Raw genomic sequence first — 26,330 nt, forward strand, 5'->3', positions numbered from 1 at the left:
CGGGTCATGCCCCCTTCGCCGGAACGATCTGGAGATACACCATGGTCAGGATCAGGTTGGCGAAGAACAGCACCAGGAACGTGATCACGACTGCCTGGTTCACGGCCTCGCCGACGCCCTTCGGGCCGCCCTTGGGCGTCAGCCCCTTGTACGCCGCGATCACACCCGCGATGACGCCGAAGATCGCGGCCTTGACCTCCGCGATGTAGAGGTCGGGCAGCTGGGCCAGCGCGGAGAACGACGCCAGGTAGGCACCGGGGGTGCCGCCTTGGAGGATGACGTTGAAGAAGTAGCCACCGGCGATGCCGACGACGGACACGAGCCCGTTGAGGAGCACCGCGACCAGCACCATCGCGAGCACCCGGGGGACGACGAGCCGCTGCACCGGATTGATGCCGAGCACTTCCATGGCATCGATCTCCTCGCGGATGGTCCGCGAACCGAGATCGGCGGTGACGGCGGACCCCGCGGCACCCGCGATCAGCAAGGCCGTCACGATCGGACTGCCCTGCTGGATCACGGCGAGCACGCTGGCGGCGCCCGTGAACGACTCCGCACCCAACTGCTTGATCAGCGAACCGGTCTGCAGCGACACGACCGCGCCGAACGGAATCGCGACGAGCGCGGTCGGCAGGATCGTCACGCTCGCGATGAACCATGCCTGTTCGATGAATTCCTTGAACTGGAACGGCCGCTTGAACGTGTTCCGAACCACGTCGACGAACAGTTGGACGATGTTGCCGGCCTGCGTCAGCGCTCCGTTGACAGGCTTCATCAGCGACGCTCTCGTGCCCCCCATACGCAGGTCCCCTACCCGCGCTCGAACGTGGTCTGCTCGAAGCCGCCCTCGTCGTATGCCGGGATCACCTGCGTGGCAGCGTCGTCGTTCATGCTTGCAAGGATGCCCTGCTGGGCCTCGATCGGCAGGGTATGGAGGATCTCGCGGACGCGGGCCTGACGGCGGGCGACAGCCTGGCGCACGGGGAGCCCGGGCGTTGCCTGCATCTGCGGCACCACACCGTAGACGTCGTCGGTGCCGCCGTGGTGATGACCGGCATCGACGAGGGCCTGCTCGTGCGCCATCTGCGCCTCGTCCTTCTCCTCGGACATGCCGATCGGGCCGATCTTGCTGCCGTTGAGGAACTGGTGGACCACCGGCTCGTCACTGGTGAGCAGCACCTCGCGAGGCCCGAACATGACGAGCTGCTTGCGGAACAGCATGCCCAGGTTGTCGGGCACCGTGCGCGCGAGGTTGATGTTGTGCGTCACGATCAGGATCGTGGCGTCGATCTGCGCATTGATGTCGATCAGCAACTGGCTGAGGTACGTGGTGCGAACGGGGTCGAGGCCCGAGTCGGGCTCGTCGACGAGGATGATCTGGGGGTCGAGGACCAGCGCGCGAGCGAGCCCGGCACGCTTGCGCATACCGCCCGAGATCTCACCGGGAAGCTTGCCCTCGGCCCCGACGAGGCCGTTGAGCTCGAGCTTCTCCATCACGATCTTGCGGATCTCGGACTCGGACTTCTTGGTGTGCTCACGCAGCGGGAAGGCCACGTTGTCGTACAGGTTCATGGACCCGAACAGCGCGCCGTCCTGGAAGAGGACGCCGAACAGCTTGCGGATCTCGTACAGCTCGCGGGACGAGCATTGGAGGATGTCGGTGCCGTCGATGACGATCGAGCCCTCTTCCGGGCGCAGCAGACCGATCAGCGACTTGAGGAAGACCGACTTACCCGTGCCCGAGGGCCCGAGCAGTGCGCTCACCTCTCCGGCCGGCAGCGTCAGCGACACGTCCTGCCAGATCTTCTGAGAGCCGAAAGACTTTGTGAGCCCTTCGACTGCTACCTCGACTCCCACCATTACCTCCTGCGTAAGGAACGTCCCCCCACCGCGCGATCCACTGTGGGTTGCGTCACTCTATCGCATCGAAGTGTTATCCGTGACACCAAATCCTACTCACGAGTAAGTAAGGATCACAACCCTGTCATCAAGATCCGCCCGACGAGTTTTCCGGTGACGAAAGAGGGCCGCCCCATACGGGAACGGCCCTCTTTCTCGATGCTTCGGACAGAAGCAGCGGAGATACGCGTCTTACTTGACGGTGATCTTCGCGCCGGCAGCCTCGAGCTTCTCCTTGGCGGCGTCGGCAGCGTCCTTGGCGACCTTCTCCAGGATCGGCTTCGGAGCACCCTCGACGAGGTCCTTGGCTTCCTTCAGGCCCAGGCCGGAGACGACCTCACGGACGACCTTGATGACCTGGATCTTCTTGTCGCCGGCCGACTCCAGGATGACGTCGAACTCGTCCTGCTCCTCGGCAGCGTCGGCAGCGGCAGCCGGAGCGCCCGCAGCAGCGACGGCGACCGGAGCAGCAGCGGTGACCTCGAAGGTCTCCTCGAACGCCTTCACGAACTCCGAGAGCTCGAGCAGGGTGAGCTCCTTGAACTGGTCCAGCAACTCTTCGGTGGTGAGCTTCGCCATGGTGGCGTCCTTCCTCTTAAGTCCTGTGTCGCCGATCCGCGACCGGACAGGTGGTGATGGTTGTGATGCGCAGGTGCGGATCAGCTATTCGGCAGCGGCGTCGGCGGGAGCCTCGGCGGCTCCACCCTCCGCAGCCTTCTTCTCCTGCAGCGCGGCGGCCAGACGGGCCACCTGCGAAGCGGGAGCATTGAACAGGCCGGCGGCCTTTGCCAAGTTGCCCTTCATCGCGCCGGCGAGCTTGGCCAACAGGATCTCGCGGGACTCGAGGTCCGCGATCTGGTTGACCTGATCCACGGACAGCGCAGCGCCGTCCATGTACCCGCCCTTGATGACGAGTGCCTTGTTGTCCTTCGCGAAGGCCTTGATGGCCTTCGCAGCGTCGACCGGCTCGCCCTTGATGAATGCAATGGCGGTCGGTCCGACGAACAGGTCGTCAAGACCCTCGACGCCCGCCTCAGCGGCGGCACGCTTGACCAGGGTGTTCTTGGCGACGGAGTAGGTGGCACCCTCTCCGAGAGCGCGTCGCAGCTGCGTCAGACTCGTGACCGACAGACCACGGTATTCCGTGATCACGGCGGCGGTCGAATCCTTGAACTGCTCGGTGATCTCTGCAACTGCAGAAACCTTCTCAGGCTTTGCCATACTTCGCCTCCTCTCGTGACAGTCGTTGTTCCACTTGGGGCCGTGACATGCAAAACGCCCCGGTGCAGGGCACACGGGGCGTACACGAGGAGATCCATCCATTCGGCCGAGGCCGAGCGCAGACAATCATCCCCCACCTCGTCCTCCTGCGTGGGCCGCCGGGCAATCCCGGACCTTCAACCGATCTCATCTCTGATCTCGGTGACCAACGGTCTTTGGTAGAACATGTTTCGGGGCGGAATTCGCATCTAGCACCGAACTCCAACGGAGACAGTACTGGAGGAATGCCCAGGACGCAAAACAGATCGATCGCCTCCCCCGGTTGTGCGACTCAGCTCACGTCGCCGACCGGTTGGTCGGCGAAGAACGTGGGACTCGAACGCCGAAGGCCGGCACAGAGAAACTCTGTACCGGCCTTCGATGTCGATCAGGTCGCGAGGAATCGCGACTTACTCGCCGTCCTCGAGGAGGTTGCGGGTACGGTTCGGGTCCACCGGGATGCCCGGTCCGGTGGTGGTCGAAACCGTGACCTTCTTGACGTAGCGGCCCTTCGCCGACGACGGCTTCGCACGCAGGATCTCGTCCAGCGCCGCACCGTAGTTCTCGACCAGCTTGGCCTCGTCGAACGACGCCTTGCCGATCACGAAGTGCAGGTTGGCCTGCTTGTCGACGCGGAAGTTGATCTTGCCGCCCTTGATGTCGGCGACGGCCTTCGCGACGTCCGGCGTAACGGTGCCGGTCTTCGGGTTCGGCATCAGGCCACGCGGTCCGAGGACGCGGGCGATACGGCCGACCTTGGCCATCTGGTCCGGGGTGGCGATCGCGGCGTCGAAGTCGGTCCAGCCGCCCTGGATGCGCTCGATCAGATCCTCGGCGCCCACTGCGTCTGCACCGGCGGCCTCGGCCTCGGCGGCCTTCTCGCCGACGGCGAAGACGACGACGCGGGCGGTCTTACCGGTGCCGTGCGGCAGGTTGACCGTGCCGCGAACCATCTGGTCCGCCTTGCGGGGGTCGACGCCCAGACGAACGGCGACCTCGACGGTCGCGTCCATCTTGCTCGACGACGTCTCCTTGGCCAGCTTCGCAGCCTGCAGGGGGCTGTAGAGCTTGTCCGCGTCGATCTTCTCAGCGGCGGCGAGGTACGCCTTGCTGCGCTTTGCCATTTCTTCTGTCCTTACTTCTCACCAGGGCCTACCCCGGTGAATGGTTCAGTTGTGGTGACGGGCCTGGCCGGCCCTCCCACAGGGAGGAGAAAACTCTGCGTCGCGGCAGAATTTGCTGAGAATCAGCCCTCGACCGTGATACCCATCGAGCGCGCGGTGCCGGCGATGATCTTCGCCGCGGCCTCGATGTCGTTCGCGTTGAGGTCTTCCTGCTTGGTCTTCGCGATCTCGCGCACCTGGTCCATGGTCACGGTCGCGACCTTGGTCTTGTGCGGCTCGCCGGAGCCCTTCTGCACGCCGGCTGCCTTGAGCAGCAGCTTGGCGGCCGGAGGAGTCTTCAGCTTGAAGTCGAAGGTCCGGTCTTCGTAGACCGAGATCTCGACAGGGATCACGTTGCCGCGCTGGGACTCAGTCGCCGCGTTGTAAGCCTTGCAGAACTCCATGATGTTGACGCCGTGCTGACCGAGCGCCGGACCGACGGGCGGGGCAGGGTTGGCCTGACCAGCCTGGATCTGGAGCTTGATGAGCCCTGCGAGCTTCTTCTTCTTGGGGGGCATCTTCGTTCCTTGTTCTTACTGGGTGTGTTTCTTGCGTACTGCGTGCAAGTTTGTGTGGGTACCCGGTTCGGGGACCGCTAGATCTTCTGGACCTGGTTGAACGACAGTTCGACCGGGGTCTCGCGACCGAAGATCGAGACCAGCACCTTGAGCTTCTGCTGCTCGGCGTTGACCTCGCTGATGCTCGCCGGCAGGGTCGCGAACGGACCGTCCATGACGGTGACCGACTCGCCGACCTCGAAGTCGACCTCGATGACCGGCTTCGCGGCGGCGGCGACGGACACGTCGCCGGCTGCGGCGGCAGCGGTGGCCGGCTTCTTCTGGCCCTGCTGCGGCATGAGGAACTTGACGACCTCGTTGAGCGTCAGCGGCGACGGGCGCGAGGTGGCGCCGACGAAACCGGTGACACCGGGGGTGTTCCGGACCGCGCCCCACGACTCGTCGTTGAGCTCCATGCGGACCAGGATGTAGCCCGGCAGAACCTTGCGATTGACCTGCTTGCGCTGGCCGTTCTTGATCTCGGTGACCTCTTCGGTGGGAACTTCCACCTGGAAGATGTAGTCGCCGACGTCCAGGTTCTGGACACGGGTCTCGAGGTTCGTCTTGACCTTGTTCTCGTAACCGGCGTACGAGTGGATGACGTACCAGTCTCCGGGGGCACGGCGCATCGCAGCCTTGAACTCGGCTACGGGATCGACCTCTTCCTCGGCGACCTCAGGAGCCTGCTCCTCCACGGCACCGTCCTCGGCCTGCTCGATCGCGGCGTCGTCCTCGACAGCCACGTCGTCGGCAGCCACGTCTTCCTCGGTTACCGCCTCGGCCGAAACACGCTCCTCGGCCAGAGCCTCGTCAGAGTCGTTCTCGGGGGTGCTCACTGGAGGCACTCTTCCTCTCGTCAATCACATCGTTCGGAAACGCCGACATGCGTTCCCGGCTAGCCGAACAACCAGGAAATGCCCTTGCCGAACCCTATGTCGAGGAGGCTGATGAAGGTCACCATGAAAGCGACGAACACGAGCACGACACTGGTGTACGTGATCATCTGTTTGCGATTGGGCCAGATGACCTTGCGCAGTTCGGCAACGACTTCCCGCAGGAAGCGGCGAATCCGCTTGAAGATGTTCTCCGAGCGGGGCTTGTCTGCCTTGGAGGTCTTCGCGACGGGCTTCGACTCCGGAGACTTCACGGAGGAGGCGGCGACAGCCTTCTTTGCGGGCTGATCTTCGGTGGAGCTGCGGCGCGCAGCGCGCTTGCCACTGGGCTTGCCCGAGGGAACGACGCCCGCAGACGCTGCAGCCTCCGGAGCCTGGGATCCGCTCTGATCGGATCCGGCCGCGGGGCGAGAGCTCGCGCCGGCTTCGGAATCGCCGACGGCGCCTGGGTCCGTGGACCCGGGAGTGCCGTCGTTGCGCTCGTCGCTCACCGTCGTTCCTCTCAGTAGCCAGTCCGGGTGCAGGGGCGACAGGACTTGAACCTGCAACCTGCGGTTTTGGAGACCGCTGCTCTGCCAATTGAGCTACGCCCCTTTGGACGACCGATCGAACTGGTCGACCTATCCAGGATTACATGACTTGCGCGCCACCCCGTGGGCTGTTGCAACAGCACCGTTAGGCAGCGCGCAGCGCCTGAGTAACCCCAGAAACTCTAGTGTACTTCAAAGCCCCGGAACAAACCCAATCCGTCCGACACTCAGGCCAAACGGACCGTTGCGGTGGCCCGTCCGAAGATCTTACGTCCTTCGGATCGCGCCACGATCGCGACTACTGCGGTCTTGCTTTCGGCGTCCACCGACTTGATCTTGCCGGTGAACTCCACTTCGGCAGCCTTGTCGGCCGCCACGTACACCGGACTGGTGAACCGAACGTTGTATTCGGTCACCGCACCCGGATCGCCGAGCCAGGACGAGACGAATCCGCCACCGAGGCCCATCGTGAGCATCCCGTGCGCCACGACGTCCGGCAGGCCGGCGAGTCGGGCTACGTGGTCACTCCAGTGGATCGGGTTGGGATCGCCCGAGACGCCGGCGTAGTTGACGAGATTTCCGCGGGTCAGAGTGACGACGCGCTCGGGCAGTTCGTCGCCGACGGCGACGTCCTCGAACCTACGGAGCGACATGCATCATCACATCCTTGACCGCGTGCGCGATGTTCTCGTCCACCTCACCACCGGAGCGAGCGACGAGCGTGGTCCAGGTGGTCTGGACCAGTTCGCCGTTCACGTCCGTGATGACGTTCTTGGTGACGATGATGTCACTGCCCGCGACCTGGCGGAACGACTCCAGGTACACGTCGCAGATCAATCGGTCGCCAGCCTTCAGCGGCCTGTGGAACACGAGGCGCTGATCGGTCTGCATGATCTGGCTCAGGTCGTAACCGGTCACGACCTCTTCGAACAGCTTGCGCTGCGCGAGCATCCCTACGATCGAGACGAAGGTCGGAGGGGCGATGAGGCCGTCGTAACCGAGGCCCTTGGCCGCTTCCTCGTCGTGATGAGCGGGGTGATTGTCGAGTACCGCGCGGGCGTACTCGCGAACCTTCTCCCGGCCGATCTCGTAGAAATCGGAGACGCGGTAGTGATGTCCGACCATCGAGGCCGCGTGCGCGGCGGGGTCGGAGATCACCTCGGCCTCTCTCACGACTGTCTCTGTCACAGCGAATACCTGCCTGCCCTGTTGACGCGAACCTCGTTAGGGCAGTCTGACAGTGAACCTAACGCGCGAGCGCCGACTCCGAGAAACTACTTGGACTCGCGGTGCGACTGGTGGGTTCCGCAGTTCGGGCAGAACTTCTTCAGCTCGAGGCGGTCGGGGTCGTTGCGGCGGTTCTTCTTGGTGATGTAGTTACGGTGCTTGCACACCTCACAGGCCAAGGTGATCTTCGGCCGAACGTCAGTCGAGGAGGCCACGGGGACGCCTTCTTTCGCGTGAATCTGATCAGAGAGAGATCAGGGTGGATCATTCGTCTTGTGTAGCGATGGCCGGACTTGAACCGGCGACACAACGATTATGAGTCGTTTGCTCTACCAACTGAGCTACACCGCCTCGGTGTCGAGTGTCGCGCGAAGCCGGCGACACCACAATCCAGCGAGCCCCCTGACGGAATCGAACCGTCGACCTTTTCCTTACCATGGAAACGCTCTGCCGACTGAGCTAAGGGGGCGTGGCTGTCCCGCGCATCTCTGCGCGCTGAAGCCTCCAGAAGATTACACAGACCTTCGCCCGAGACACAAATTGCCTGGTCACGTGACATAACGTGGGCCGTGGTGGCGCACGATTCGGTCGCGCGCCACCACGGGCGGGTCAGGTCAGGCTCGGCGGCATCGCGTCGAGCAGGACGGTCTTCGCCTCCAGGTACGGCTGCAGGCCCTCGAGACCGCCCTCGCGCCCCATTCCGGACTGTTTGAAGCCGCCGAAGGCGATCCCGAAGTCGGTCTTGAAGCTGTTGTGCCCCACGGTGCCGGAACGCAGCTGCCGCGACACCGTCCATGCACGTTCGATGTCGTCTGTGAACACGGATGCGTTCAGGCCGTAGACGGTGTCGTTCGCGATGTCGACCGCGTGGTTCTCGTCGTCGGCCGCGATGACGCTCACGACGGGGCCGAAAACCTCCTCGCGCGCGATGGTCGAGTCGTTGTCGACGTTGCCGAAGACCGTGGGTTCGATGAAGAAGCCGCGCTCGAGGTGAGCAGGCCGACGGCCACCGGTGACGAGCGTGGCGCCCTCCTCGCATCCCTTGGCGATCAGTCCTTCGACCTTCTCGAGCTGACGGGACATCGCGAGCGGACCCATCTCGGTCTCCGCGTCGAACGGATCGCCGACGCGGATCGCGGACATCGCGGCGCCGAGGGCGTCGACGAACTCGTCGTGGCGGTGACGGCTGACGACGATGCGGGTCAGCGACGCGCACACCTGGCCGGTCATGATCCGCGCCGACGTCGCGATGGACTGGGCAGCGGTGGCGAGGTCGTAGTCGTCGAGGATGACGCCCGCGGACTTGCCTCCGAGTTCGAGCGTGCAGCGCGCGATCCGTTCGCCGCACAGGGAGGCGATCCGGCGACCGGCGGCGGTGGACCCGGTGAAGGCGACCTTGTCGATGCCGGGGTTACGGACGAGCAGTTCCGACACCTCGCGGTCGGCCGTGACGACGTTGACGACGCCGGCGGGCAGCCCCGCGGCCTCGGCGATCTCGGCGAACGCGTAGACCGCGCCGGGCGCCTCGGGGGACGCCTTGACGACGACGGTGCAGCCCGCGAGGAGCGCGGGAGCGACCTTGTTGGCGAGCAGGCCGAGGGGGCTGTTCCACGGGATGATCGCGGCGACGACGCCGACCGGTTCACGAACGAGCAGGCCAACGCCCTGACCCGAGCTCGGCCGGTGTTCCTCGACCCACTCGTAGGTGTCGGCGAGCCCCGCGTAGTAGTCGAAGACGTCGCCGGAGCCGGCGGAGGCGTACGAGGAGACGGCGGCGAGGATGCCCATCTCGCTGGTCCAGATCGCCCCGAGTTCGGCGCTGCGCTCACGGATGCCGGCGCCGATCGCCCGCAGGTAGGTGGCGCGCTCGGCGTGGGTCATCCGCGGCCACGGGCCCCGGTCGAAGGCGTCACGGGCGGCGTCGACGGCCTGGGCCATGTCCTGCGCGTCGGCCTCCGCGACGGTGAGGAAGACCTCCTCGGTTGCCGGATTGACGACGTCGAAGGTGGCCGCCGTGTTCGGCTCCACCCAGCGTCCGCCGATGAACAACCGGCCGGGGTGCTGCAACTTCGGTGACGTCTCGTTCGCGTTGATCAGACCTGTCATCGCCGATTCGGCTCCTTCGCATGTCCTGCGCACCCGCCCTGTGACGGACGCCACTCAGGTTCGGACGCTAGACAGCCGGGACCAGGAGAAGACCTGCCGGTCTCGATGAGTGGGATGGATCACATCCGGGGGGGGCGGCGGAGCGCAGCGACCGAGCCCCGAAAGCAGTTCAGCCCCGACCTTTTTCGAGGTCGGGGCTGAACGTGTGGCAGATGTAGGATTCGAACCTACGTAGGCATAAGCCGACGGATTTACAGTCCGCTCCCATTGGCCGCTCGGGCAATCTGCCAGGCTGCGCCCAGAGCTTCTTGCTCGCTCTGACGCATATCGAAGAATACAACGAAGTCCCCCCGGATACGCAAACCGGGTGGATAGAGGGGGTTGCGACCCGATAGCGTCCTAGGTAACCCACCCCTGTCCGGGTGGGGTCGACCGCTATGAATTCAGGAGTGTGCAGTGGCTGATTCGTCCTTCGATGTGGTGAGCAAGGTTGATCGTCAAGAGGTGGACAACGCTCTGCATCAGGCCGCGAAGGAGCTGGGCACCCGGTTCGACTTCCGCAACACGGGGGCGAGCATCGAATGGTCCGGCGAGGAGACCATCACGCTGACCGCCGACACCGAGGAGCGTCTCACCGCCGCCCTCGACGTGTTCAAGGAGAAGCTGATCCGTCGCGACATCTCGCTCAAGGCGTTCGACGCCGGCGAGCCGTCGCAGTCCGGCAAGGTCTACAAGCTGAGCGGCTCGCTGGTCCAGGGCATCAGCAGCGAGAACGCCAAGAAGATCTCGAAGAAGATCCGCGACGAGGGCCCCAAGGGCGTCAAGGCGCAGATCCAGGGCGAGGAGCTGCGCGTGAGCAGCAAGAAGCGCGACGACCTGCAGGCCGTCATCTCACTGCTCAAGGGCGAGGATTTCGGGATCGCCCTGCAGTTCGTCAACTACCGCTGACGTCGCCCCCGCTGTCGAAACACAGGCCGCACACCTTCCCGTCGGGAACGTGTGCGGCCTGTGCCGTCTGAAACCTCAGAGCTCCCGGTAGGTCGGGGGCAGTCCCCCGTCGGAGGGGCCACCGCCGGCCATCTTCTCCAGCCGCGCGATCCGGTCGGCCATGGGCGGGTGGGTGGAGAACATCTTGCCGACCCGGTCGCCGGCGCGGAACGGGTTGGCGATCATCATGTGCGACTGCGCGGCGATCTTCGGCTCCGGCGGCAGCGGCGCGGCCTGCGTGCCCCGCTCGAGCTTCCGCAACGCCGACGCGAGGGCCAACGGGTCGCCCGTCAGCTCCGCACCCGACTGGTCGGCCTGGTACTCCCGCGACCGGGAGACGGCGAGCTTGACGACCGTGGCGGCGATCGGCCCCAGCAGCGAGACCAACAGCAGTGCAATGGGGTTGGCTCCCTGCCCGTCGCGACCGCCACCGAACATGTTGGCGAAGATCGCCATGTTGGCCAGGCCGGAGATGACGGCCGCCATCGCGCCGGCCACCGACGAGATCAGGATGTCGCGGTTGTAGACGTGGGACAGTTCGTGACCCAGCACGGCACGCAGTTCGCGTTCGTCGAGGATGTCGAGGATGCCGCTGGTGCAGCACACCGCGGCGTGACGCGGATTGCGTCCGGTCGCGAATGCGTTGGGCGCCGCCGTGGGGCTGATGTACAGCCGCGGCATCGGCTGGTGTGCGGTCGTCGCGAGCTCACGGACGATCTTGTAGATGACGGGGGCCTGGACCTCGGTGATGGGCTGCGCGTGCATGGCCCGCAACGCGAGCTTGTCGCTGTTGAAGTACGCGTAGGCGTTCGCGCCGACGGCCAGCAGGATCGAGAAGACCAGGATCGTCGGGTTCCTGAACAGCGCGCCGATGAAAATGATCAGCGCCGACATTCCGACCAGCAGTCCGAACGTCTTCGCGCCGTTTGCGTAACCGTGCACGACTCGCCTCTTCCCTGTTCACCACCGTGTGGCTTGCTGACCTGACAACGAACCAGCCCGGGAACAAGGTTCCCGGGCTGGTTCGCAGGCTACTTCAGAAGTTGATCAACCGACGCGTTCGACGGTGTAGTCGACGAGTCGCACGAGCGCGTCGTTCGCGGGCCCCTGCGGCAGCTGCGCCAGCTCGGCCCGGGCGCGGTCGGCATACTCGCCGAGCTTCGCCTTCGCGGCGGCCATGCCCGGTGAGCGCTCGAGCAGCGCGAGGGCCTCCGCGACGTCGGCGTCGTCGGTGACCGGGCCGTCGAGCAGGACGCGCAGCCGGTCGGCGTCGGCGCCTTCCTCACGCAGCGCGTACAGCACGGGGAGCGTGTGGACACCCTCGCGCAGGTCGGTGCCGGGGGTCTTGCCGGACTGCTCGGACGCCGACGAGATGTCGATGATGTCGTCGGCGATCTGGAACGCGGTGCCGACGGCGTCGCCGAGGCGCTCGAGGCGCGCGATCTGGTCGGCGTCGGCGCCCGAGAACGTGCCGCCGAAGCGGCCGCTGGCCGCGATGAGCGAGCCGGTCTTCTCCCAGACGACCTTGAGGTAGTGCTCGACCGGGTCCTGCTTCTCGCGGGCGCCGATGGTCTCGCGCATCTGGCCGGTGACCAGTTCGGCGAACGTCTCGGCGATGATGCGGACGGCCTCCGGGCCGAGCGTGGACACCAGACGCGACGCGTGCGCGAACAGATAGTCACCGGCGAGGATCGCAATGCTGTTGCCCCACCGCGCATTCGCGCTGGGCGCACCGCGGCGCATCGCGGCCTCGTCCATGACGTCGTCGTGGTAGAGCGTGGCCAGGTGCACGAGTTCGACGACGGTCGCCGCGGTGACCACCGCCGGGTCCGAGCCCTCCGGCCCGAGCTGGGCGGTCAGGACGGTGAACAGCGGACGGAACCGCTTGCCCCCGGCCTTCGCGAGATGCAACGCAGCCTCGGTGAGGAAGTCCTCACCGTCGGACAGTTCGCTGACGAGAAGCTCCTCGACGCGGGCGAGCCCGTCGCGCACGGCGTCCGCGAGCTGCTGGTCGCCGAGATCGACTCCCGCGACGACAGTGCTCGACCCCTCAGTGCTCACGATGTCAGTACTCATTCCTGTAGTCGGTAACGCCTCGGCAGGCCCGGAAAACGCAGAAACCACGGTAGTGAACCTAGCGTCAGCAACGCTCGTCACCACACCTGCCCTGGCCGCGTCGCGCTACCTCGGCCTGAGAGGATGGTGGGGTGGTGGCCGAACATTTCCCGACCGCTGGGTCCAGCGATGCCCCGAATCCCTCGGCGGAACTGCCCTCGAGCACGGAAGTCCTGGTCGTCGGTGCAGGTCCGGCCGGTTCCGCGGCGGCGACATGGGCGGCGCGCGCCGGCCGCGACGTCCTGCTCCTCGACGCGGCCACCTTCCCGCGCGACAAGACGTGCGGTGACGGGCTGACGCCCCGCGCGGTCGCCGAACTCGATCATCTCGGTCTCGGGGACTGGGTGCGTGAGCGGACGGTCAACCGCGGTCTGCGGCTCACCGGTTGGGGCCGCGAGCTGGAACTGCCGTGGCCGGGCGGCGCGCTGCCCGCCGTCGGTAGCGCGGTCCCCCGCACCGAACTCGACGATCGTCTGCGGCTGACCGCGGTGGACGCCGGTGCCCGCATGGTGCAGGGCGCGAAAGCCGTCGGCGTCGAGCGAGACGGCGACCGGGTGCGAGCCGTGACGGTGAAGACCGCGTCGGGCACGCACACCGTCACCTGCGAGAAGCTGATCGTCGCCGACGGCGTCCGCTCGACGCTCGGCAAGCAGCTGGGCCGGCAGTGGCACCGCGGCACCGCGTACGGCGTCGCGGCCCGCGCGTACGCGACGTCCGGTCGCAGCGCCGACCCGTGGATCACGTCGCACCTGGAGCTGCGCGACGACACCGGTGCCCTGCAGCCGGGCTACGGCTGGGTGTTCCCGCTCGCGACCGGCGAGGTGAACATCGGCGTCGGCACGCTCGCCACCGCGAAACGTCCGGCACCGGGTGCGCTGCGTCCGCTGCTCGACCTGTACGTCGCGCAGCGCCGCGCGGAATGGCGGTTGGACGGCGACGTGCACTCGGTGGCGTCGGCGCTGCTGCCGATGGGTGGCGCCGTCTCGAACGTCGCCGGGCGCAACTGGGCGCTGATCGGTGACGCCGCCGCGTGCGTGAACCCGCTCAACGGCGAGGGCATCGACTACGGACTCGAGGGCGGACGCCTGGTCGCGCGGCTCCTCGACGACGCCGACCTGACCGACGTGTGGCCCGCGATGCTGCGGGACCGGTACGGCCGCGCGTTCTCGATCGCGCGGCGTCTCGCGGGTCTGCTGACCGTGGCCCGGTTCCTGCCGACGGCCGGGCCCGTCGCGATGCGCTCGCGCGCGATGATGACCGTCGCGGTGCGGGTGATGGGCAACCTCGTCACCGACGAGGACGCCGACGTCGTGGCCCGCGCGTGGCGGACGTCGGGTGCCGGGTCGCTACGTCTGGATGCGCGGCCGCCGTTCTCCTGAAGCGGTGTCGGGCGGCCGCGAACGCGCTCAGCGGGTGGCGCGGTGCAGGGCGACGATGCCACCGGTGAGGTTGCGCCACTGCACGTTCTTCCAACCGGCGGCCTCGATGCGCCCGGCGAGCTGCTCCTGCGTGGGCCACGCCCGGATCGACTCGGCGAGGTAGACGTACGCGTCCGGGTTGCTGCTCACGGCACGGGCCACCCGCGGGAGCGCCTTCATGAGGTACTCCATGTAGACCGTGCGGAACGGCCCGAACACGGGTGTGGAGAACTCGCTGACGACGAGGCGTCCGCCGGGCTTGGTGACGCGGGCGATCTCGCGCAGACCGGCGTCGAAGTCGGAGACATTGCGCAGACCGAACGAGATGGTGGCGGCGTCGAACACGGCGTCGCCGTACGGCAGGTGCATCGCGTCACCCGCGACCATCGGGACGCGGCGGTCGATACCGGCCTGCAGCATCCCCTTGGAGAAGTCGGTGGCCACCACCCAGGCACCGGAGCGGCCGAGTTCGACGGTGGAGACACCGGTGCCGGCCGCGAGGTCGAGGACCCGCTCCCCCGGCTCGAGGTCCAACGCGGCCCGGGTGGCTTTGCGCCAACTGCGGTCCTGACCGAACGAGAGCACCGTGTTCGTCAGGTCGTATCGCTTCGCGACCCCGTCGAACATCGACGCGACCTCGTGCGGCTTCTTCTCGAGCGAGGCCCGCGAGCCGTGTGTATCTGCCACGGCGTCAGACGCTACCAACCGCTCACGCGTCGACATCGGCCGCCGGGTTGTCCTCGCTCGTTCGCGCCGGTCGGCGACCGAGTGACCGTGCCTTGGTCTGCGCCCACGGCAGCAGCATCGCGACGACGGCGATCGTGACGGCGGATCCGACGACGGCGCCCGCGAGCACGTCGTGCGGGTAGTGGACCCCCTGCAGGACCCGAGCGAGGCCGATCAGCGCGGCCAGCGCGATCACCAGGCCGCGCTGCAACGACGACAGGATCCGTTCCGTCGCGAGCACGATGGCGGTGGCGAGACCGAAGGCGATGACGGTGTGGTTGCTCGGGAACGACCAGTCCCCGGGGGCCGGGCAGTCGGCGAGGGTGAGTTCGACGCGGCACGGCCGGTCCTCGCTGACGAAGGTTTTGATCACCTCGCTGAGCACGTACGCCACGACCACACCGAAGCCGCCCATCAGCAGCTCCCCCAGGTGCGGGGAGCGGGTGCGCCACATCTGCACGGCGAGCACCGCGAACAGCGCGACGAGCGCGAGCAGTCCGATCTCGGCGATCAGGCCCACACCGGGTAGATCCGACGTGTGCGGCACGATCGCGCGATAGATCGCCGCACCGACGCCGCGCAGCAGGTACAGGGCCACCACGACGACTGCCGCGGCGACGAGCATCATCCCGGCCCGCTCCGAAGTTCTCCGCATTCGGTCGAGGATAGAAACCCTTCCTGAGTGAACTTCTCAGGAACCCTCGGCGCGGGCCCGTCGGCGCAGCACGAGCAGCGCGGGCAGTGCCACGAACCACGTCACGACGATCACCGATCCGGCCGGCACGATCGCGACGCTCGCGTCCCGGCCCGCGACGCGCACCAGATCCGGTTCGCTGCGTGCGTATTCGACGTCGATGCGCTGGCCGGCGGTGAGGTTGGTCGGGTACAGCACCCCCAGCTTCGGGTTGTGCGTGACGCCGTCGGGGGTGACGAAGCTGACCGCCGACCGCAGCGAACCGGCGGACAGGACCTCGGCGGTGGCGGTGCCCATGTCCGATTCGATGGTCCGGTCGTTGCGCCACGCCGCCAGCACCAGCAGCACCGCGAGCACCGAGATCCCGGCGGCGACGACGACCACCGACACCGCCGCACGGTGCGCGACGCGGGGACTCACAGCTGCGCCCGCACCGCGGCGTGCAGCTCCCGCAGGCCCGAACGTTCGGTGGTGACCTCGAGCACACGAATACCGTCGCCGGGCGCCGTGAGCACAACGGTCAGCTCGGCCAGATCGACCCGGCGGTGCGGCACCCGGTAGGCGGCGCACAGTGCGGCCAGGTCCATGCCGTGCGGGGTGCCGAAGACGCGTTCGAACACGCCCGCGTACTGCGGGTCGCCCTGCTCGAGCAGTTCGAAGATGCCGCCGCCGTCGTCGTTGGCGACGACGATCGTCAGATCCGTGGGCCGCGGCTCGCCCGTACCGATGAGCAGTCCGGACGCGTCGTGCAGGAACGTCAGGTCGCCGAGCAACGCGACGGTGCGCCCCTCCGACTCGTAGGCGAGCGCGGCACCGACCGCGGTCGACACGGTGCCGTCGATACCGGCGACACCACGGTTCGAGAGCACCTTCACCCCGGGCCGCGGGTAACTGACTAGCGCGGCGTCGCGGACCGGGTTGGACGCGCCGAGCAGCAACTGGTCGCCGTCGGACAACGCCTCCATGACGGCGGCCGCGACGTGCAGACCGGTGGCGGTCGGGTGCGCGTCGAGCTGCGAGCGGACAGCCTTGTCGGCGTGCTCGGACAGGTGCCGGCACCGCGCGATCCACGCGGGGTCCGGCTCGCCGGTCACGACGGCGCGGGTACCGGTCGCCAGCACGTTGCCGGAGACGTCGGGCCAACGCGGGCCCGTGGTGAGCGCGTACACCGCGACGGACGGGTCGGCGAGAAGCTTCGACACCGGGCGGTGCAGCGTCGGGCGGCCGGTGATGATCACCTGCCGCGGCTTGAGCTGCGGCAACGCGAGCGGATGCAGCGGGATGCCGTGCAGCGGCGCGGTCGGCTCCGCGACGGTCGGCAGGCCCGCGAGCTCGGGCCGGTACGCGGAGCCGTGCCCCGACACGACGACCGTGTCGGCGGTGATGTCGAGGTCCATCGGGACGTCGAGCGTCGCGTGCACTGTGGTGGTCCAGGCGGCGCCGCCGGGACGGCCCTCGGGCACGAGTCCCCGCGGACGAACGTCCGGCACCAGCGGCTCACGCAGCGGAATGTCGAAGTGGACGGGGCCGGCGTTGCCGGAACGGGTGCCGCGGGCGGCGGCGAGCACCCGGCACACCGCGCTGCGCCACTGGCTGTTCTGCTCGTCGAAGCGGATGCCGCGCTGCGACTCGTCCCCGGCCTCCTCGGCGAGACCGAGGCTGATCGCGGCCCGCACCTGACTGCCGAACAGGCCGAACTGCTCGACAGTCTGGTTGGCGCCGGTGCCGAGCATCTCGTAAGGCCGGTTGGCGCTGAGCACGATCAGCGGGATGCGCGCGTAGTTGGCCTCGAGCACCGCGGGGCCGAGGTTCGCGACGGCGGTGCCCGACGTCATCACCACGGGGACCGGCTGCCCGCTCGCGACAGCGAGACCGATCGCGAGGAATCCGGCGGTGCGCTCGTCGATCCGCAGGTGCAGGCGGAGCCGCCCGGCGGCGTCGGCGGCCTGCAGTGCGAACGCGAGCGGTGCGTTGCGCGAACCCGGGCAGAGCACGACCTCACGTACCCCGCCGCGGATCAGTTCGTCGACGACGGCGGTGGCTTGTGCAGTGGACGGATTCACGCCTTCCAGATTGGCAGACGCGGGTCGGGCGCTGCGCACCCGTGCGCCTTTTCGGTAGCCGGGCACACCGGAAGGGCGCACGGGCGGCTCCGCTGCCACGATGGTCGGATGGTGCGCACAGTCTTCGACCCCACCGAGATGGGTCCCGGTCGCTTCTATCCCGTACTGACCGCGTCGGTGGTGCCGCGTCCGATCGCGTGGGTGTCGACGCTGTCGGCCGACGGGGTGCCGAACCTCGCGCCGTACAGCTTCTTCACGGTGTCGAGCGCCGAGCCGCCGGTCGTGCAGTTCACGTCGGTGGGCCGCAAGGACAGCCTCCGCAACGTCGAGGCCACCGGAGAGTTCGTCGTCAACCTCGCGACCGAGCCGATGCTCGACGCCGTCAACACCAGCTCGGCGCCGTACGAGCCGGGCACCGACGAGTTCGCCGCGCTCGACATCGCGGCCGAACCCAGCGAGCGCGTTCGCCCGCCACGGGTCGCGGACTCCCCCGTCGCGATCGAGTGCCGGCTCCGGGAGGTGATCGAGGTGGGGACTTCGTTCGTCGTGATGGGCGATGTACTGGCGGTGGCGGTACGGCCCGAGGCCCTGGCCGACGACGGTCTGCCCGCGTTCGCCACGATCGCCCCGTTGAGCAGGTTGGGCCGCGACGAGTGGGGTATGCCGCCCGCGGTCCGGCGGATCGCCCGCCCGGGGCAGCCTGGCTGAACCACGCCCCCACTCCTCGTATTAGGGTTGGCTAAACTTTCATCGGATTCGCGGGGACGGAACGCCATGGCCAAACGCTCCAAGTTCGTCAAGCCCGAGCAGCGCGAGATCGTCTCGGCGCACGTGCTCGGCAGCAAGCAGATCAGCCCGAACTTCGTGCGGGTCACGATCGGCGGCGAGGAGCTGCGCGGGTTCGTCCCGATGGGCTTCGACCACTGGTTCCGGATGTTCATCCCCGACCGGGAGGTGAGCGGATTCCGACTTCCCACGTCGGGCGGCAACCTCTGGTACGCACAGTTCAAGCTGATCCCCAAGGACGTCCGGCCGGTGTTGCGCAACTACACCGTGCGCGAGTTCCGGCCCGCGGGAGGGCTTTTCGGGGATGGGCCGGAACTCGACATCGACTTCGCGTCGCACGGCGACCTCGGTCCGGCGTCGGCGTGGGCGAACTCGTGCGCGCCGGGCGACCCGCTGGGGCTGCTCGACGAGGGCCTGATCTACAACCCCACCCCGGACGCCCGCTGGCACCTGCTGGTCGGTGACGAGAGCGCGCTGCCGGCGATCGTCGGCATCCTCCGCTCGGTCGATCCGGCGCTGCCGGTGCGCGCGTACATCGAGATCCCACACGACGACGATCGGCAGGACGTCGCGGTGAGCGACAACGCCGAGCTGCACTGGCTGGTGCGCGACGACCCGTCGGCCAAGCCCGGCGAGCTCGCGCTCGCGACGGTGCGGGCCGCCGATCTGCCCAGCGGCCCGTCGTACACGTTCGTCGCCGGTGAGAGCGATCTCGCGACCGGCTTGCGCCGCCACCTGGTGAACGACCGGCGGGTGCCGAAGTCCGACATCGCGTTCACCGGCTACTGGCGTCACGGTCACGCCGCGTACTAGGCAGCGGAGCTGCCCGTGCGCCTTTTCGGTAGTGGGAACTACCAAAAAGGCGCACGGGCGCGAAGCGCCTAGGCTGCGTGCTTCTGCACCAGATCACCGAGACGCGGGAGAGCCTCGATGACGTGCTTCTTCGCCGACGGACGCAGCGTCGAGTAGACCTTCTTGATCGCGCCCTTGTCGGTGCCCTCGATGCGCTCGTCGGTGACGCCCAGCAGCGCGTCGGCGACGGCGTCGCTGCGCGCGGTCAGGAACGCCGAGAAGCTGCTCTCCCCGCTGGTCCCGAAGTCCTGCCAGAACGGCTCGAGCCGCGCGACGAACGCCGGCAGCAGGCCCTCGACGGCATCCGGCACGATCGACGGTCCGACCTTCTTGACGGCGCCGTACCCGCCCTTGAGCGCCAGTCCGGACGCACCCTTCTTGTCCGAGACCTCCGCGTCGACGAGCGCCTGGACGTCCGCGAGGACCGCGGGCATCCGTGCATCGTCCAGCAGGGTGTCGTTCAGTGCTGCAACCACTTCTTGCCTCCGTATCGACTGGTCCGTATCTGACCGGGCACGAGACTATACGAGGTCGGTGTCCCCGCTGGTGGCGAGGATTTGGTGGCAGCGACGCAGCCGTTCGAGCCACCACTGCGTCCGCTCCGGTGGTGCCGCGAGAGCGCTCAGCCTCGCCGGATCCGGAACGACGGGGCTCGCGTCGAGGCTGCCGTCCGACATCTCCCGCGGGTCGGCGACGTCGGCTGCGAACAGTCCGCCGGTGCCGAGCCCGCACGCGTGGTTCAGGTTCGGCAGCGCCGCGGCCGCGGCGAGCCCGGCGCCCATGCCGACCGCGGTGTCGAGTGCGCTCGACACCACCACGGGCACCCCGTGCCCGGCGAGTTCGTCGGCGAGCGCGAGGAGACGGCGCATCCCGCCGAGCGGCGGCACCTTCACGACGGCGACGTCGGCTCCGCCGGCACGCACCACGCGCAACGGGTCCTCGGCGCGGCGGATGCTCTCGTCGGCCGCGATCGGCACGTCCGACAGCCTGCGGCGGACCTCGACGAGCTCGGGCACCGTCGCGCACGGCTGCTCGGCGTATTCGAGCGGGCCGGCGGCGGTCAAGGCGGTGAGCGCGGTGACGGCGTCGTCGACGCTCCAGCCGCCGTTGGCGTCGACCCGCACGTTCGGGATGAACTCGCGCACCGCGGTCACCCGGGCGACGTCGTCGGCGAGGCTCTGCCCCTTCTCGGCGACCTTGACCTTCGCGGTTCGGGCGCCGGGGAAGCGGGCGAGGATCTGCGGCACCTGCTCGGGCCCGATCGCCGGGACGGTCGCGTTGATCGGCACCCGCGTGCGCAGCGGTGTCGGCGGACCGGCCCACGCGGCCTCGATGCCGGCCCGCAGCCAGTGCGCCGCCTCGGCGTCGTCGTACTCGGGGAACGGCGCGAACTCACCCCACCCGGCGGGCCCCTCGAGCAGGAGCGCCTCGCGAGTGGTGATGCCGCGGAAGCGAACCCGCATCGGCAGGCTCACCACGCGGGCGCCGGCCAGGACGTCGGCGAGCGGGGGGAAGGTCACGGCTGCCCCGGCAGGAGTTCGATCATGAGTGCCTCGCAGTCGGCCAGGACGGTGCCGTCCAGGTCGCGCAGTTCCGCGGTGCAGTAGAGCTTGCGGCCCTCGACGCGGTCGACGCGGCCCTCGAGTACGAGTTCGGTCTCGAGCGGCGTCACCTGGCGGTAGTTGACGTGCAGGTAGGCGGTGCGTGCGATGGGATGCCCGGACGCGTACACGATCATCCCGAGCATGTCGTCGAACAGCAGCCCGATGGTGCCGCCGTGCGCGGCGCTGTTGCCGCCCCGGTGGAACAGGCGGAAGACGCCGCGGGACCGGATCCCGTCGGCCTCGACCTTCTCGAACACCCACGGCAACAGCAGCAGGCTGCCGCGGCCCGGCAGCTGCCGGTTGAAGCCGGCCGGGGACTTGCCTTCCGGCACCCGGTAGGGCTCGAGGAGGTCGCTCAACGCGTTCACCCGGGCGATCGCGTCGTCGACCACGTCGTCGGGGAGGTGCGTCGAGACCGCGAGATCCTGGAGTCGGCGCAGCGACTCGACGAACTCCCCGTAGTTCGCCCCCGCCTGCACCGGCGTGAACACCGGGAAACCGCCGTGGTGTTCGTGGACGTCGTCGACGGATCGCACCCCGTCCCCGGGGAGAACTCCGGACTGCACTGACTCGCTCATGCCCTGCACGTTATCGCCGGAAAGGGGCGGTTCGGGCGTGAGGCACTGCCCGACACACCGACGGCCGGGGCATATCCTTCGGTCCGTGACCTTCAATCCGCAGCTCTGGCGTCCCGTCCCCGGCTTCGAGGACCTCACCGACATCACGTACCACCGTCATGTCTCCGAGGGCATCGTCCGCATCGCGTTCGATCGCCCCGAGGTCCGAAATGCCTTCCGCCCGCACACCGTCGACGAGCTGTACCGCACGCTCGACCACGCCCGCACGACCTCCGACGTGGGCTGCGTGTTGCTCACCGGCAACGGCCCCAGCGAGAAGGACGGCGGTTGGGCGTTCTGCTCGGGCGGCGATCAGCGCATCCGTGGCCGCAGCGGCTACCAGTACGCGTCGGGTGAGACCGCGGAGACCGTCGATCCGGCTCGCGCCGGCCGTCTGCACATCCTCGAGGTGCAGCGCCTGATCCGGTTCATGCCCAAGGTCGTCATCGCCCTGGTCAACGGCTGGGCCGCCGGTGGCGGGCACAGCCTGCACGTCACGTGCGACCTGACGCTCGCCTCCCGCGAGCACGCCCGCTTCAAGCAGACCGACGCCGACGTGGGCAGCTTCGACGGCGGCTACGGCAGCGCGTACCTCGCGAAGATGGTGGGCCAGAAGTTCGCCCGCGAGATCTTCTTCCTCGGCGACACCTACACCGCCGAGGAAATGCACCGGATGGGCGCGGTGAACCGGGTCGTCGACCACGACGAGCTCGAGAACGTCGCGATCGAGTGGGGCACCAAGATCAACGGCAAGTCGCCGCAGGCGCAACGCATGCTCAAGTACGCGTTCAACCTGCAGGACGACGGGCTGGTGGGCCAGCAACTGTTCGCCGGCGAGGCCACCCGTCTGGCGTACATGACCGACGAGGCCGTCGAGGGCCGCGACTCGTTCCTGCAGAAGCGCGACCCGGACTGGTCGCCGTACCCCTGGTATTATTGACCTCCCCTTTGCTCGTGAATCGAGCAAAGGTTCCTACGCCGATCGTCGAGAATCGGCTAGGCGGGTTCCCACTTCGTCGGGGCCCGCGAGCGCAAGCACCCGTCTGACATCCCCTCCATGGGCGTTTAGCCTCTCCGCAAGCCCTGCGGCGAGCATGACGTTGACTGCCGCGTTGTAGTCGCGGTCGAGAGTCGCTCCGCACCTGCATGTCCACGTGCGGATGCGGAGCGGCTTCGGACCATCGACGGAGGTTGCGACCTGTCGCCCAGACTTCTGTTTGAACCGCGGCGGGTTCACCCGGGGCCCGCGTCGTGTTCGTGCAACTGATGCGACGAAAGCGCGATATCCCGCCTGTGCGTCTCGCGCCGACTCCTGAAGCGCGACCGCGCTCACCTCGGACAACCAGTGCCGTTCAGGCGTGTGTTTTGCCTGCGCCGTCACGAGCGATTTCACCTCATCGAGATCAGGGACGAAGCCCCGCGTCTCATACGCGTCCCGGCAGTGGGCGACGAAATCATTGAACACGACACGCGCGCATCCAAAGGTCTTGGCGAGCATCAGCGTTTGCGCAGCGGTCGGGTACGCGCGGTAGCTGTAGCGCTGGTGTTCCGCGACGACAACCACCTCACCGTCGAGCACGCCGAAGCCCTCTCCCCCGTGGTCGGCGCTCTCGTCGACCGCGCACTCCCCGGCGGCTGAACGGTCCCGCACCGGATGCGCCGATTCCGGTGGAGTGCTGGTGCGATCGGGTGTGCAATGGACGAGTGAGCACCGAGGTCGAGTTCGACGTCGACGGCGTGCGCCTGTCCGGGGCACTCACCGACCCGGTCGATTCACTGCCGGTGGTCGTGTTCGCGCACGGCAGTGGGAGCGGACGGTTCAGTCCGCGCAACCGACTGGTCGCCGAGTTGTTGCAGGACGCCGGACTGGGCACGCTGCTGTTCGATCTGCTCGCACCGGACGAGGAGGCCGACCGGCGCCTGGTGTTCGACATCCCGCTGCTCGCGTGTCGGCTGCTCGAGGTGACCGCGCAGCTGCGCGAGCGCACCTCGGCCGTCGCGTACTTCGGGGCGAGCACCGGAGCGGCCGCGGCCCTGCACGCGGCCGCCGAGAAGGGCAACGACATCTCGGCGGTCGTCTCGCGCGGCGGCCGTCCGGACCTGGCCGGTTCACGGCTGTCGATGGTGCGAGCGCCGACGCTGTTGCTGGTGGGCTCGCTCGACACCACGGTGATCGACCTGAACCGTCAGGCGGCGAAGCTGCTCGAGTGCGAGCACGAACTCGTCATCGTGCCCGGCGCGACGCACCTGTTCGAGGAGCCCGGCACCCTGGGCGTCGTCGCCGAACACGCCCGCACCTGGTTCGTCGAGCACGGCCGGTGACCGTGACGGCCGCCGACGAGCTCCGCCGGGTGGCCCGCGAGGACTTCGGCTGGCAGCGGCTGCGCCCCGGCCAGGTGGAGGCGATGACGCCGCTGTTGGAGGGCCGCGACGTGGTGGCCGCGATGCCCACCGGTTACGGCAAGTCGGCGGTGTACCAGGTCACGGCCGCACTCCGCGAGGGGATGACGTTGGTGATCTCGCCGCTCATCGCGCTCGAACACGACCAGGTGTCGGGCATCGAGGCCGCCGACGACGCGCCCGTCGCGCTGGCGGTGAACTCCACTCTCGGGCCACGTCGGACCGCGGAGGCCTGGCGAACCGTCGAACGGGCCGGCGCGGAGTACCTCTTCCTCTCCCCCGAGCAACTCGTCGACGAGGCGACGCTCGAGCGGCTCGCGGCCTCGGACGTCTCGCTGGTCGTGGTCGACGAGGCGCACTGCATCAGCGCGTGGGGCCGCGACTTCCGCCCCGACTACCTGCGGTTGGGCGCCGCGATCGATCGGCTCGGGCATCCGCCGGTGCTCGCCCTGACCGCGACCGCGTCGCCGCCGGTCCGGGAGGAGATAGTCGCGCAGTTGCGGATGCGCGACCCGGTGCTCGTGGTCGGCGGCTTCGACCGGCCGAACATCCGGCTCGAAGTGCACCGCGCGACCACCGCGAAGGACAAGACGCGCGAACTCGTCGGTGCCGTGCGGCAGCTGTCGGGCACCGGCCTGCTCTACGTCTCGACGCGCGCCGCGACGCAGCAGTACGCGCGCTCGCTCGCCGAGACCGGGCTGCGCACCGCGGCGTACCACGGCGGGATGCGTGCGGCCGACCGTGCCCGTGTCCACGAGGGCTTCCTCGCCGACCGGTACGACGTGGTGGTCGCGACATCGGCGTTCGGGCTCGGTATCGACAAGCCCGACGTCCGGTTCGTCGTACACGAGTCCGTGCCGGATTCCCTCGACGACTACTACCAGCAGATCGGACGTGCCGGCCGCGACGGCGCGGACGCTCGCGCGGTGCTCTTCTACCGTCCCGAGGACCTGGCGCTGCGCGCGTTCTTCGCTGCGGGCGACCCGCAAGAGGCCACTCTGCACCGGATCTACCGCGCCCTGTCGGAGCAGCCGATATCGCTGCGCGAGTTGCGGTCCCGGACCGATCTGCGGTCCCGCACCGCAACCAACGCGGTCAATCTCCTCGCCCGCGCGGGGGTCGTCGGGGACGGACCGGATGGCGTCACGCGGACCGGCGTCGGGGAGGACGAGGCGGTCGCCGCGGCCGCCCACGTCGCGGCGGTCGACCGGAGGTGGGATCGTTCCCGGGTCGAGATGATGCGCGGGTACGCGGAGACCCGCGGCTGCCGGCGCGTCTTCCTCCTCGACTACTTCGGCGAGCACCCGGACGGCCCGTGCGGGAACTGCGATCGCTGCGACGACAACCCCCGCTCGACGACGCGACCCGGCGCCGATCCGTTCCCGGTGGACAGCCGCGTCGCCCATCGCACTTTCGGTGCGGGCGTGGTGATCCGCACCGAATCCGACCGCGTCACCGTCCTGTTCGACGAGGTGGGATACCGCACGCTGTCCCTGGAGGCACTCGAGGACACGGAGCTGCTCCGTTCGATCGACTGACGAGGCGACCACCCGACCAGGCACACTGGACCCCATGACCGTCGACCGTGAGCAACCCGCACCGCAACACCGCCGCCCGGACGGCGTCACCGACGAGACCGTCGAGGCCGTCGGGAAGCTGTCGGAGGCCCTCGAGACCGTGGAGCAGGCCCGCGGCCATCTGTATGCGTTCCACCAGCTGATGGGCCGGGCCGATCTGCAGCTCGGGGACGCGGTGGAGAAACTGGCCGAGTCCGGGCACTCGGCGGCGGCCGAACGCCTGCGGACTGCGATGGTGGGCCGGAACGTCATCGAGGGGCGGTGGACGTTCCAGGTGGTCGAGGAGTTCGACGACGGCTACTGGTCCGAGCTGCGCGAGCACGAGAAGGCCGTGCGCGGCGTGCTGCTCGACGGCCGCCGGCACCTGTTCGAGGCCGAGATGAAGGAAGCGCGGCGCACGCAGGGCAGGGCCGGGCACGAGGCGCGGCCCGCACCCGAGCAGTGACGCCCCGATCGAGGAGAGGAACGAAGTGGAGATTCTCAGCAGCAGAACGATTCTGCGCCCCCGCGACTACGAGGTGACGCTGGCGTTCTATCGGGACGTGCTGGGGCTGGCGATCGCCCGTGAGTACCCGGGTGGGACCGTGTTCTTCGCCGGTCAGGGCCTGATCGAGGTGAGTGCGCACGGCGGGACCGGGCTGGACAACCGGTTCTCCGGCGCCCTGTGGCTGCAGGTGCGCAACCTGGCGGACGTCCAGGCGGAACTGATCCGCGCCGAGGTGCCGATCGTGCGGGAGGCGCGGCAGGAGCCGTGGGGTCTGCACGAGATGTGGATCGCCGACCCCGACGACATCCCGATCGTTCTGGTGCAGATTCCCGAGGACCATCCGATCCGGCGGGATCTGCGCTGAACGCA

Annotated in this window: 31 protein-coding genes and 4 tRNA genes; 9 read left to right on the forward strand and 26 right to left on the reverse strand. The window is 68.2% G+C overall.

Annotated features, from left to right (window positions below):
• Positions 1-4 precede the first annotated feature (4 nt).
• The 16 genes from C7H75_RS19135 to C7H75_RS19210 all read right to left on the reverse strand — a co-directional run bounded on the left by C7H75_RS19135 (position 5) and on the right by C7H75_RS19210 (position 9,924).
• Positions 5-799 carry an MlaE family ABC transporter permease gene (locus C7H75_RS19135; RefSeq protein ID WP_005518234.1) on the reverse strand — a complete coding sequence of 265 codons (795 nt, stop codon included), beginning with the start codon at positions 797-799 and terminating at the stop codon, positions 5-7.
• Positions 800-810: 11 nt separating this feature from the next.
• Positions 811-1,860, reverse strand: coding sequence for an ABC transporter ATP-binding protein (locus C7H75_RS19140; protein ID WP_005518233.1), 1,050 nt, complete (start codon positions 1,858-1,860; stop codon positions 811-813).
• A 231-nt stretch (positions 1,861-2,091) separates the two neighbouring features.
• Positions 2,092-2,478 carry a 50S ribosomal protein L7/L12 gene (rplL, locus tag C7H75_RS19145; RefSeq protein ID WP_005518232.1) on the reverse strand — a complete coding sequence of 129 codons (387 nt, stop codon included), beginning with the start codon at positions 2,476-2,478 and terminating at the stop codon, positions 2,092-2,094.
• Positions 2,479-2,562: 84 nt separating this feature from the next.
• Positions 2,563-3,120: a 50S ribosomal protein L10 gene (rplJ, locus tag C7H75_RS19150; RefSeq protein ID WP_005518230.1), complete on the reverse strand. Its 558-nt coding sequence runs from the start codon at positions 3,118-3,120 to the stop codon at positions 2,563-2,565.
• Positions 3,121-3,569: 449 nt separating this feature from the next.
• Complete coding sequence (gene rplA / locus C7H75_RS19155) at positions 3,570-4,283, reverse strand: 50S ribosomal protein L1 (RefSeq protein WP_005518228.1); 714 nt, start codon at positions 4,281-4,283, stop codon at positions 3,570-3,572.
• Between the two features lie 122 nt (positions 4,284-4,405).
• Complete coding sequence (rplK, locus tag C7H75_RS19160) at positions 4,406-4,840, reverse strand: 50S ribosomal protein L11 (protein ID WP_005518227.1); 435 nt, start codon at positions 4,838-4,840, stop codon at positions 4,406-4,408.
• Between the two features lie 77 nt (positions 4,841-4,917).
• A complete protein-coding gene (gene nusG / locus C7H75_RS19165; RefSeq protein WP_013416950.1) occupies positions 4,918-5,715 on the reverse strand; it encodes a transcription termination/antitermination protein NusG in 798 nt (265 codons plus the stop codon).
• Positions 5,716-5,774: 59 nt separating this feature from the next.
• Positions 5,775-6,263, reverse strand: coding sequence for a preprotein translocase subunit SecE (secE, locus tag C7H75_RS19170; RefSeq protein ID WP_005518223.1), 489 nt, complete (start codon positions 6,261-6,263; stop codon positions 5,775-5,777).
• A gap of 30 nt (positions 6,264-6,293) precedes the next feature.
• Positions 6,294-6,366 (reverse strand) — tRNA-Trp (locus C7H75_RS19175).
• 163 nt (positions 6,367-6,529) lie between these two features.
• Entirely contained in the window at positions 6,530-6,955 is a 426-nt protein-coding gene (gene hadB / locus C7H75_RS19180; RefSeq protein WP_005518222.1) for a (3R)-hydroxyacyl-ACP dehydratase subunit HadB, read from the reverse strand.
• On the reverse strand, positions 6,942-7,427 hold the full coding sequence (hadA, locus tag C7H75_RS19185; protein ID WP_174525753.1) for a (3R)-hydroxyacyl-ACP dehydratase subunit HadA: 486 nt from the start codon (positions 7,425-7,427) through the stop codon (positions 6,942-6,944). Before hadA ends, hadB begins: the two co-directional genes overlap by 14 nt.
• 149 nt (positions 7,428-7,576) lie before the next feature.
• Positions 7,577-7,744 (reverse strand): 50S ribosomal protein L33, encoded by a 168-nt coding sequence (rpmG, locus tag C7H75_RS19190; protein ID WP_003941903.1) that lies wholly within the window; start codon positions 7,742-7,744, stop codon positions 7,577-7,579.
• Between the two features lie 63 nt (positions 7,745-7,807).
• Positions 7,808-7,880: transfer RNA gene (locus tag C7H75_RS19195), tRNA-Met, on the reverse strand.
• Between the two features lie 45 nt (positions 7,881-7,925).
• Positions 7,926-7,998 (reverse strand) — tRNA-Thr (locus C7H75_RS19200).
• 140 nt (positions 7,999-8,138) lie between these two features.
• Positions 8,139-9,635 carry an aldehyde dehydrogenase gene (locus C7H75_RS19205; protein ID WP_005518215.1) on the reverse strand — a complete coding sequence of 499 codons (1,497 nt, stop codon included), beginning with the start codon at positions 9,633-9,635 and terminating at the stop codon, positions 8,139-8,141.
• Positions 9,636-9,841: 206 nt separating this feature from the next.
• Positions 9,842-9,924, reverse strand: a tRNA-Tyr gene (locus C7H75_RS19210).
• Positions 9,925-10,091: 167 nt separating this feature from the next.
• Here C7H75_RS19210 and C7H75_RS19215 point away from each other — a divergent pair.
• Positions 10,092-10,583: a YajQ family cyclic di-GMP-binding protein gene (locus C7H75_RS19215; protein WP_013416952.1), complete on the forward strand. Its 492-nt coding sequence runs from the start codon at positions 10,092-10,094 to the stop codon at positions 10,581-10,583.
• A gap of 75 nt (positions 10,584-10,658) precedes the next feature.
• Here C7H75_RS19215 and htpX read toward each other — a convergent pair whose 3' ends face one another.
• Both htpX and C7H75_RS19225 read right to left on the reverse strand, forming a co-directional pair.
• The gene (gene htpX, locus C7H75_RS19220) at positions 10,659-11,564 is read right to left on the reverse strand and encodes a zinc metalloprotease HtpX (protein WP_081184554.1); all 906 of its coding nucleotides are present in this window, start codon (positions 11,562-11,564) and stop codon (positions 10,659-10,661) included.
• A gap of 105 nt (positions 11,565-11,669) precedes the next feature.
• On the reverse strand, positions 11,670-12,698 hold the full coding sequence (locus C7H75_RS19225; RefSeq protein WP_044991342.1) for a polyprenyl synthetase family protein: 1,029 nt from the start codon (positions 12,696-12,698) through the stop codon (positions 11,670-11,672).
• A 131-nt stretch (positions 12,699-12,829) separates the two neighbouring features.
• Between C7H75_RS19225 and C7H75_RS19230 the strand changes: the two genes are divergently transcribed.
• Positions 12,830-14,116: a geranylgeranyl reductase family protein gene (locus tag C7H75_RS19230; RefSeq protein WP_005518210.1), complete on the forward strand. Its 1,287-nt coding sequence runs from the start codon at positions 12,830-12,832 to the stop codon at positions 14,114-14,116.
• A gap of 27 nt (positions 14,117-14,143) precedes the next feature.
• On the opposite strand, the gene C7H75_RS19235 is transcribed toward C7H75_RS19230, so the two are convergent.
• Genes C7H75_RS19235 through menD form a run of 4 tightly spaced genes read right to left on the reverse strand, consistent with a single transcriptional unit; the run spans position 14,144 to position 17,638 of the window.
• Positions 14,144-14,842 carry a demethylmenaquinone methyltransferase gene (locus C7H75_RS19235; protein WP_037084947.1) on the reverse strand — a complete coding sequence of 233 codons (699 nt, stop codon included), beginning with the start codon at positions 14,840-14,842 and terminating at the stop codon, positions 14,144-14,146.
• Positions 14,843-14,864: 22 nt separating this feature from the next.
• Entirely contained in the window at positions 14,865-15,536 is a 672-nt protein-coding gene (locus tag C7H75_RS19240; RefSeq protein ID WP_226347459.1) for a phosphatase PAP2 family protein, read from the reverse strand.
• Between the two features lie 36 nt (positions 15,537-15,572).
• Positions 15,573-15,995, reverse strand: coding sequence for a DUF3592 domain-containing protein (locus C7H75_RS19245; protein WP_037084945.1), 423 nt, complete (start codon positions 15,993-15,995; stop codon positions 15,573-15,575).
• Positions 15,992-17,638, reverse strand: a complete 1,647-nt coding sequence (gene menD / locus C7H75_RS19250; RefSeq protein WP_106852044.1) for a 2-succinyl-5-enolpyruvyl-6-hydroxy-3-cyclohexene-1-carboxylic-acid synthase — start codon at positions 17,636-17,638, stop codon at positions 15,992-15,994. Before menD ends, C7H75_RS19245 begins: the two co-directional genes overlap by 4 nt.
• Before the next feature lie 111 nt (positions 17,639-17,749).
• On the opposite strand from menD, the gene C7H75_RS19255 reads away from it, so the two are divergent.
• Entirely contained in the window at positions 17,750-18,346 is a 597-nt protein-coding gene (locus C7H75_RS19255) for a flavin reductase family protein (protein ID WP_084956316.1), read from the forward strand.
• 66 nt (positions 18,347-18,412) lie between these two features.
• Positions 18,413-19,237: a siderophore-interacting protein gene (locus tag C7H75_RS19260; RefSeq protein ID WP_106851698.1), complete on the forward strand. Its 825-nt coding sequence runs from the start codon at positions 18,413-18,415 to the stop codon at positions 19,235-19,237.
• A gap of 68 nt (positions 19,238-19,305) precedes the next feature.
• On the opposite strand, the gene C7H75_RS19265 is transcribed toward C7H75_RS19260, so the two are convergent.
• Genes C7H75_RS19265 through C7H75_RS19275 form a run of 3 tightly spaced genes read right to left on the reverse strand, consistent with a single transcriptional unit; the run spans position 19,306 to position 21,458 of the window.
• Positions 19,306-19,752, reverse strand: coding sequence for a DUF6918 family protein (locus C7H75_RS19265; RefSeq protein ID WP_005518196.1), 447 nt, complete (start codon positions 19,750-19,752; stop codon positions 19,306-19,308).
• Between the two features lie 45 nt (positions 19,753-19,797).
• A complete protein-coding gene (locus C7H75_RS19270) occupies positions 19,798-20,796 on the reverse strand; it encodes an o-succinylbenzoate synthase (RefSeq protein WP_022597464.1) in 999 nt (332 codons plus the stop codon).
• Complete coding sequence (locus tag C7H75_RS19275) at positions 20,793-21,458, reverse strand: PaaI family thioesterase (protein WP_005518193.1); 666 nt, start codon at positions 21,456-21,458, stop codon at positions 20,793-20,795. Before C7H75_RS19275 ends, C7H75_RS19270 begins: the two co-directional genes overlap by 4 nt.
• A gap of 85 nt (positions 21,459-21,543) precedes the next feature.
• Here C7H75_RS19275 and C7H75_RS19280 point away from each other — a divergent pair, with 85 nt between their 5' ends.
• Positions 21,544-22,437: a 1,4-dihydroxy-2-naphthoyl-CoA synthase gene (locus tag C7H75_RS19280; RefSeq protein ID WP_005518191.1), complete on the forward strand. Its 894-nt coding sequence runs from the start codon at positions 21,544-21,546 to the stop codon at positions 22,435-22,437.
• 33 nt (positions 22,438-22,470) lie between these two features.
• On the opposite strand, the gene C7H75_RS19285 is transcribed toward C7H75_RS19280, so the two are convergent.
• Positions 22,471-22,995, reverse strand: coding sequence for a helix-turn-helix domain-containing protein (locus tag C7H75_RS19285; RefSeq protein WP_390892362.1), 525 nt, complete (start codon positions 22,993-22,995; stop codon positions 22,471-22,473).
• A gap of 206 nt (positions 22,996-23,201) precedes the next feature.
• Between C7H75_RS19285 and C7H75_RS19290 the strand changes: the two genes are divergently transcribed.
• The 4 genes from C7H75_RS19290 to C7H75_RS19305 are packed head-to-tail and all read left to right on the forward strand — an operon-like array spanning position 23,202 to position 26,325.
• On the forward strand, positions 23,202-23,819 hold the full coding sequence (locus C7H75_RS19290) for a dienelactone hydrolase family protein (protein WP_013416963.1): 618 nt from the start codon (positions 23,202-23,204) through the stop codon (positions 23,817-23,819).
• Positions 23,816-25,435 (forward strand): RecQ family ATP-dependent DNA helicase, encoded by a 1,620-nt coding sequence (locus C7H75_RS19295; protein ID WP_233281796.1) that lies wholly within the window; start codon positions 23,816-23,818, stop codon positions 25,433-25,435. The genes C7H75_RS19290 and C7H75_RS19295 overlap by 4 nt, the downstream gene beginning before the upstream one ends.
• Positions 25,436-25,469: 34 nt before the next feature.
• Positions 25,470-25,919, forward strand: a complete 450-nt coding sequence (locus C7H75_RS19300; protein ID WP_005518184.1) for a hypothetical protein — start codon at positions 25,470-25,472, stop codon at positions 25,917-25,919.
• A 25-nt stretch (positions 25,920-25,944) separates the two neighbouring features.
• The gene (locus tag C7H75_RS19305) at positions 25,945-26,325 is read left to right on the forward strand and encodes a VOC family protein (protein WP_005518183.1); all 381 of its coding nucleotides are present in this window, start codon (positions 25,945-25,947) and stop codon (positions 26,323-26,325) included.
• The last annotated feature ends 5 nt before the right edge of the window (positions 26,326-26,330 follow it).

Origin of the sequence: Rhodococcus (subgen. Prescottella) equi (assembly GCF_003013675.1) — a bacterium.
In the GTDB taxonomy this organism is placed as follows: Bacteria; Actinomycetota; Actinomycetes; order Mycobacteriales; family Mycobacteriaceae; genus Prescottella; species Prescottella equi.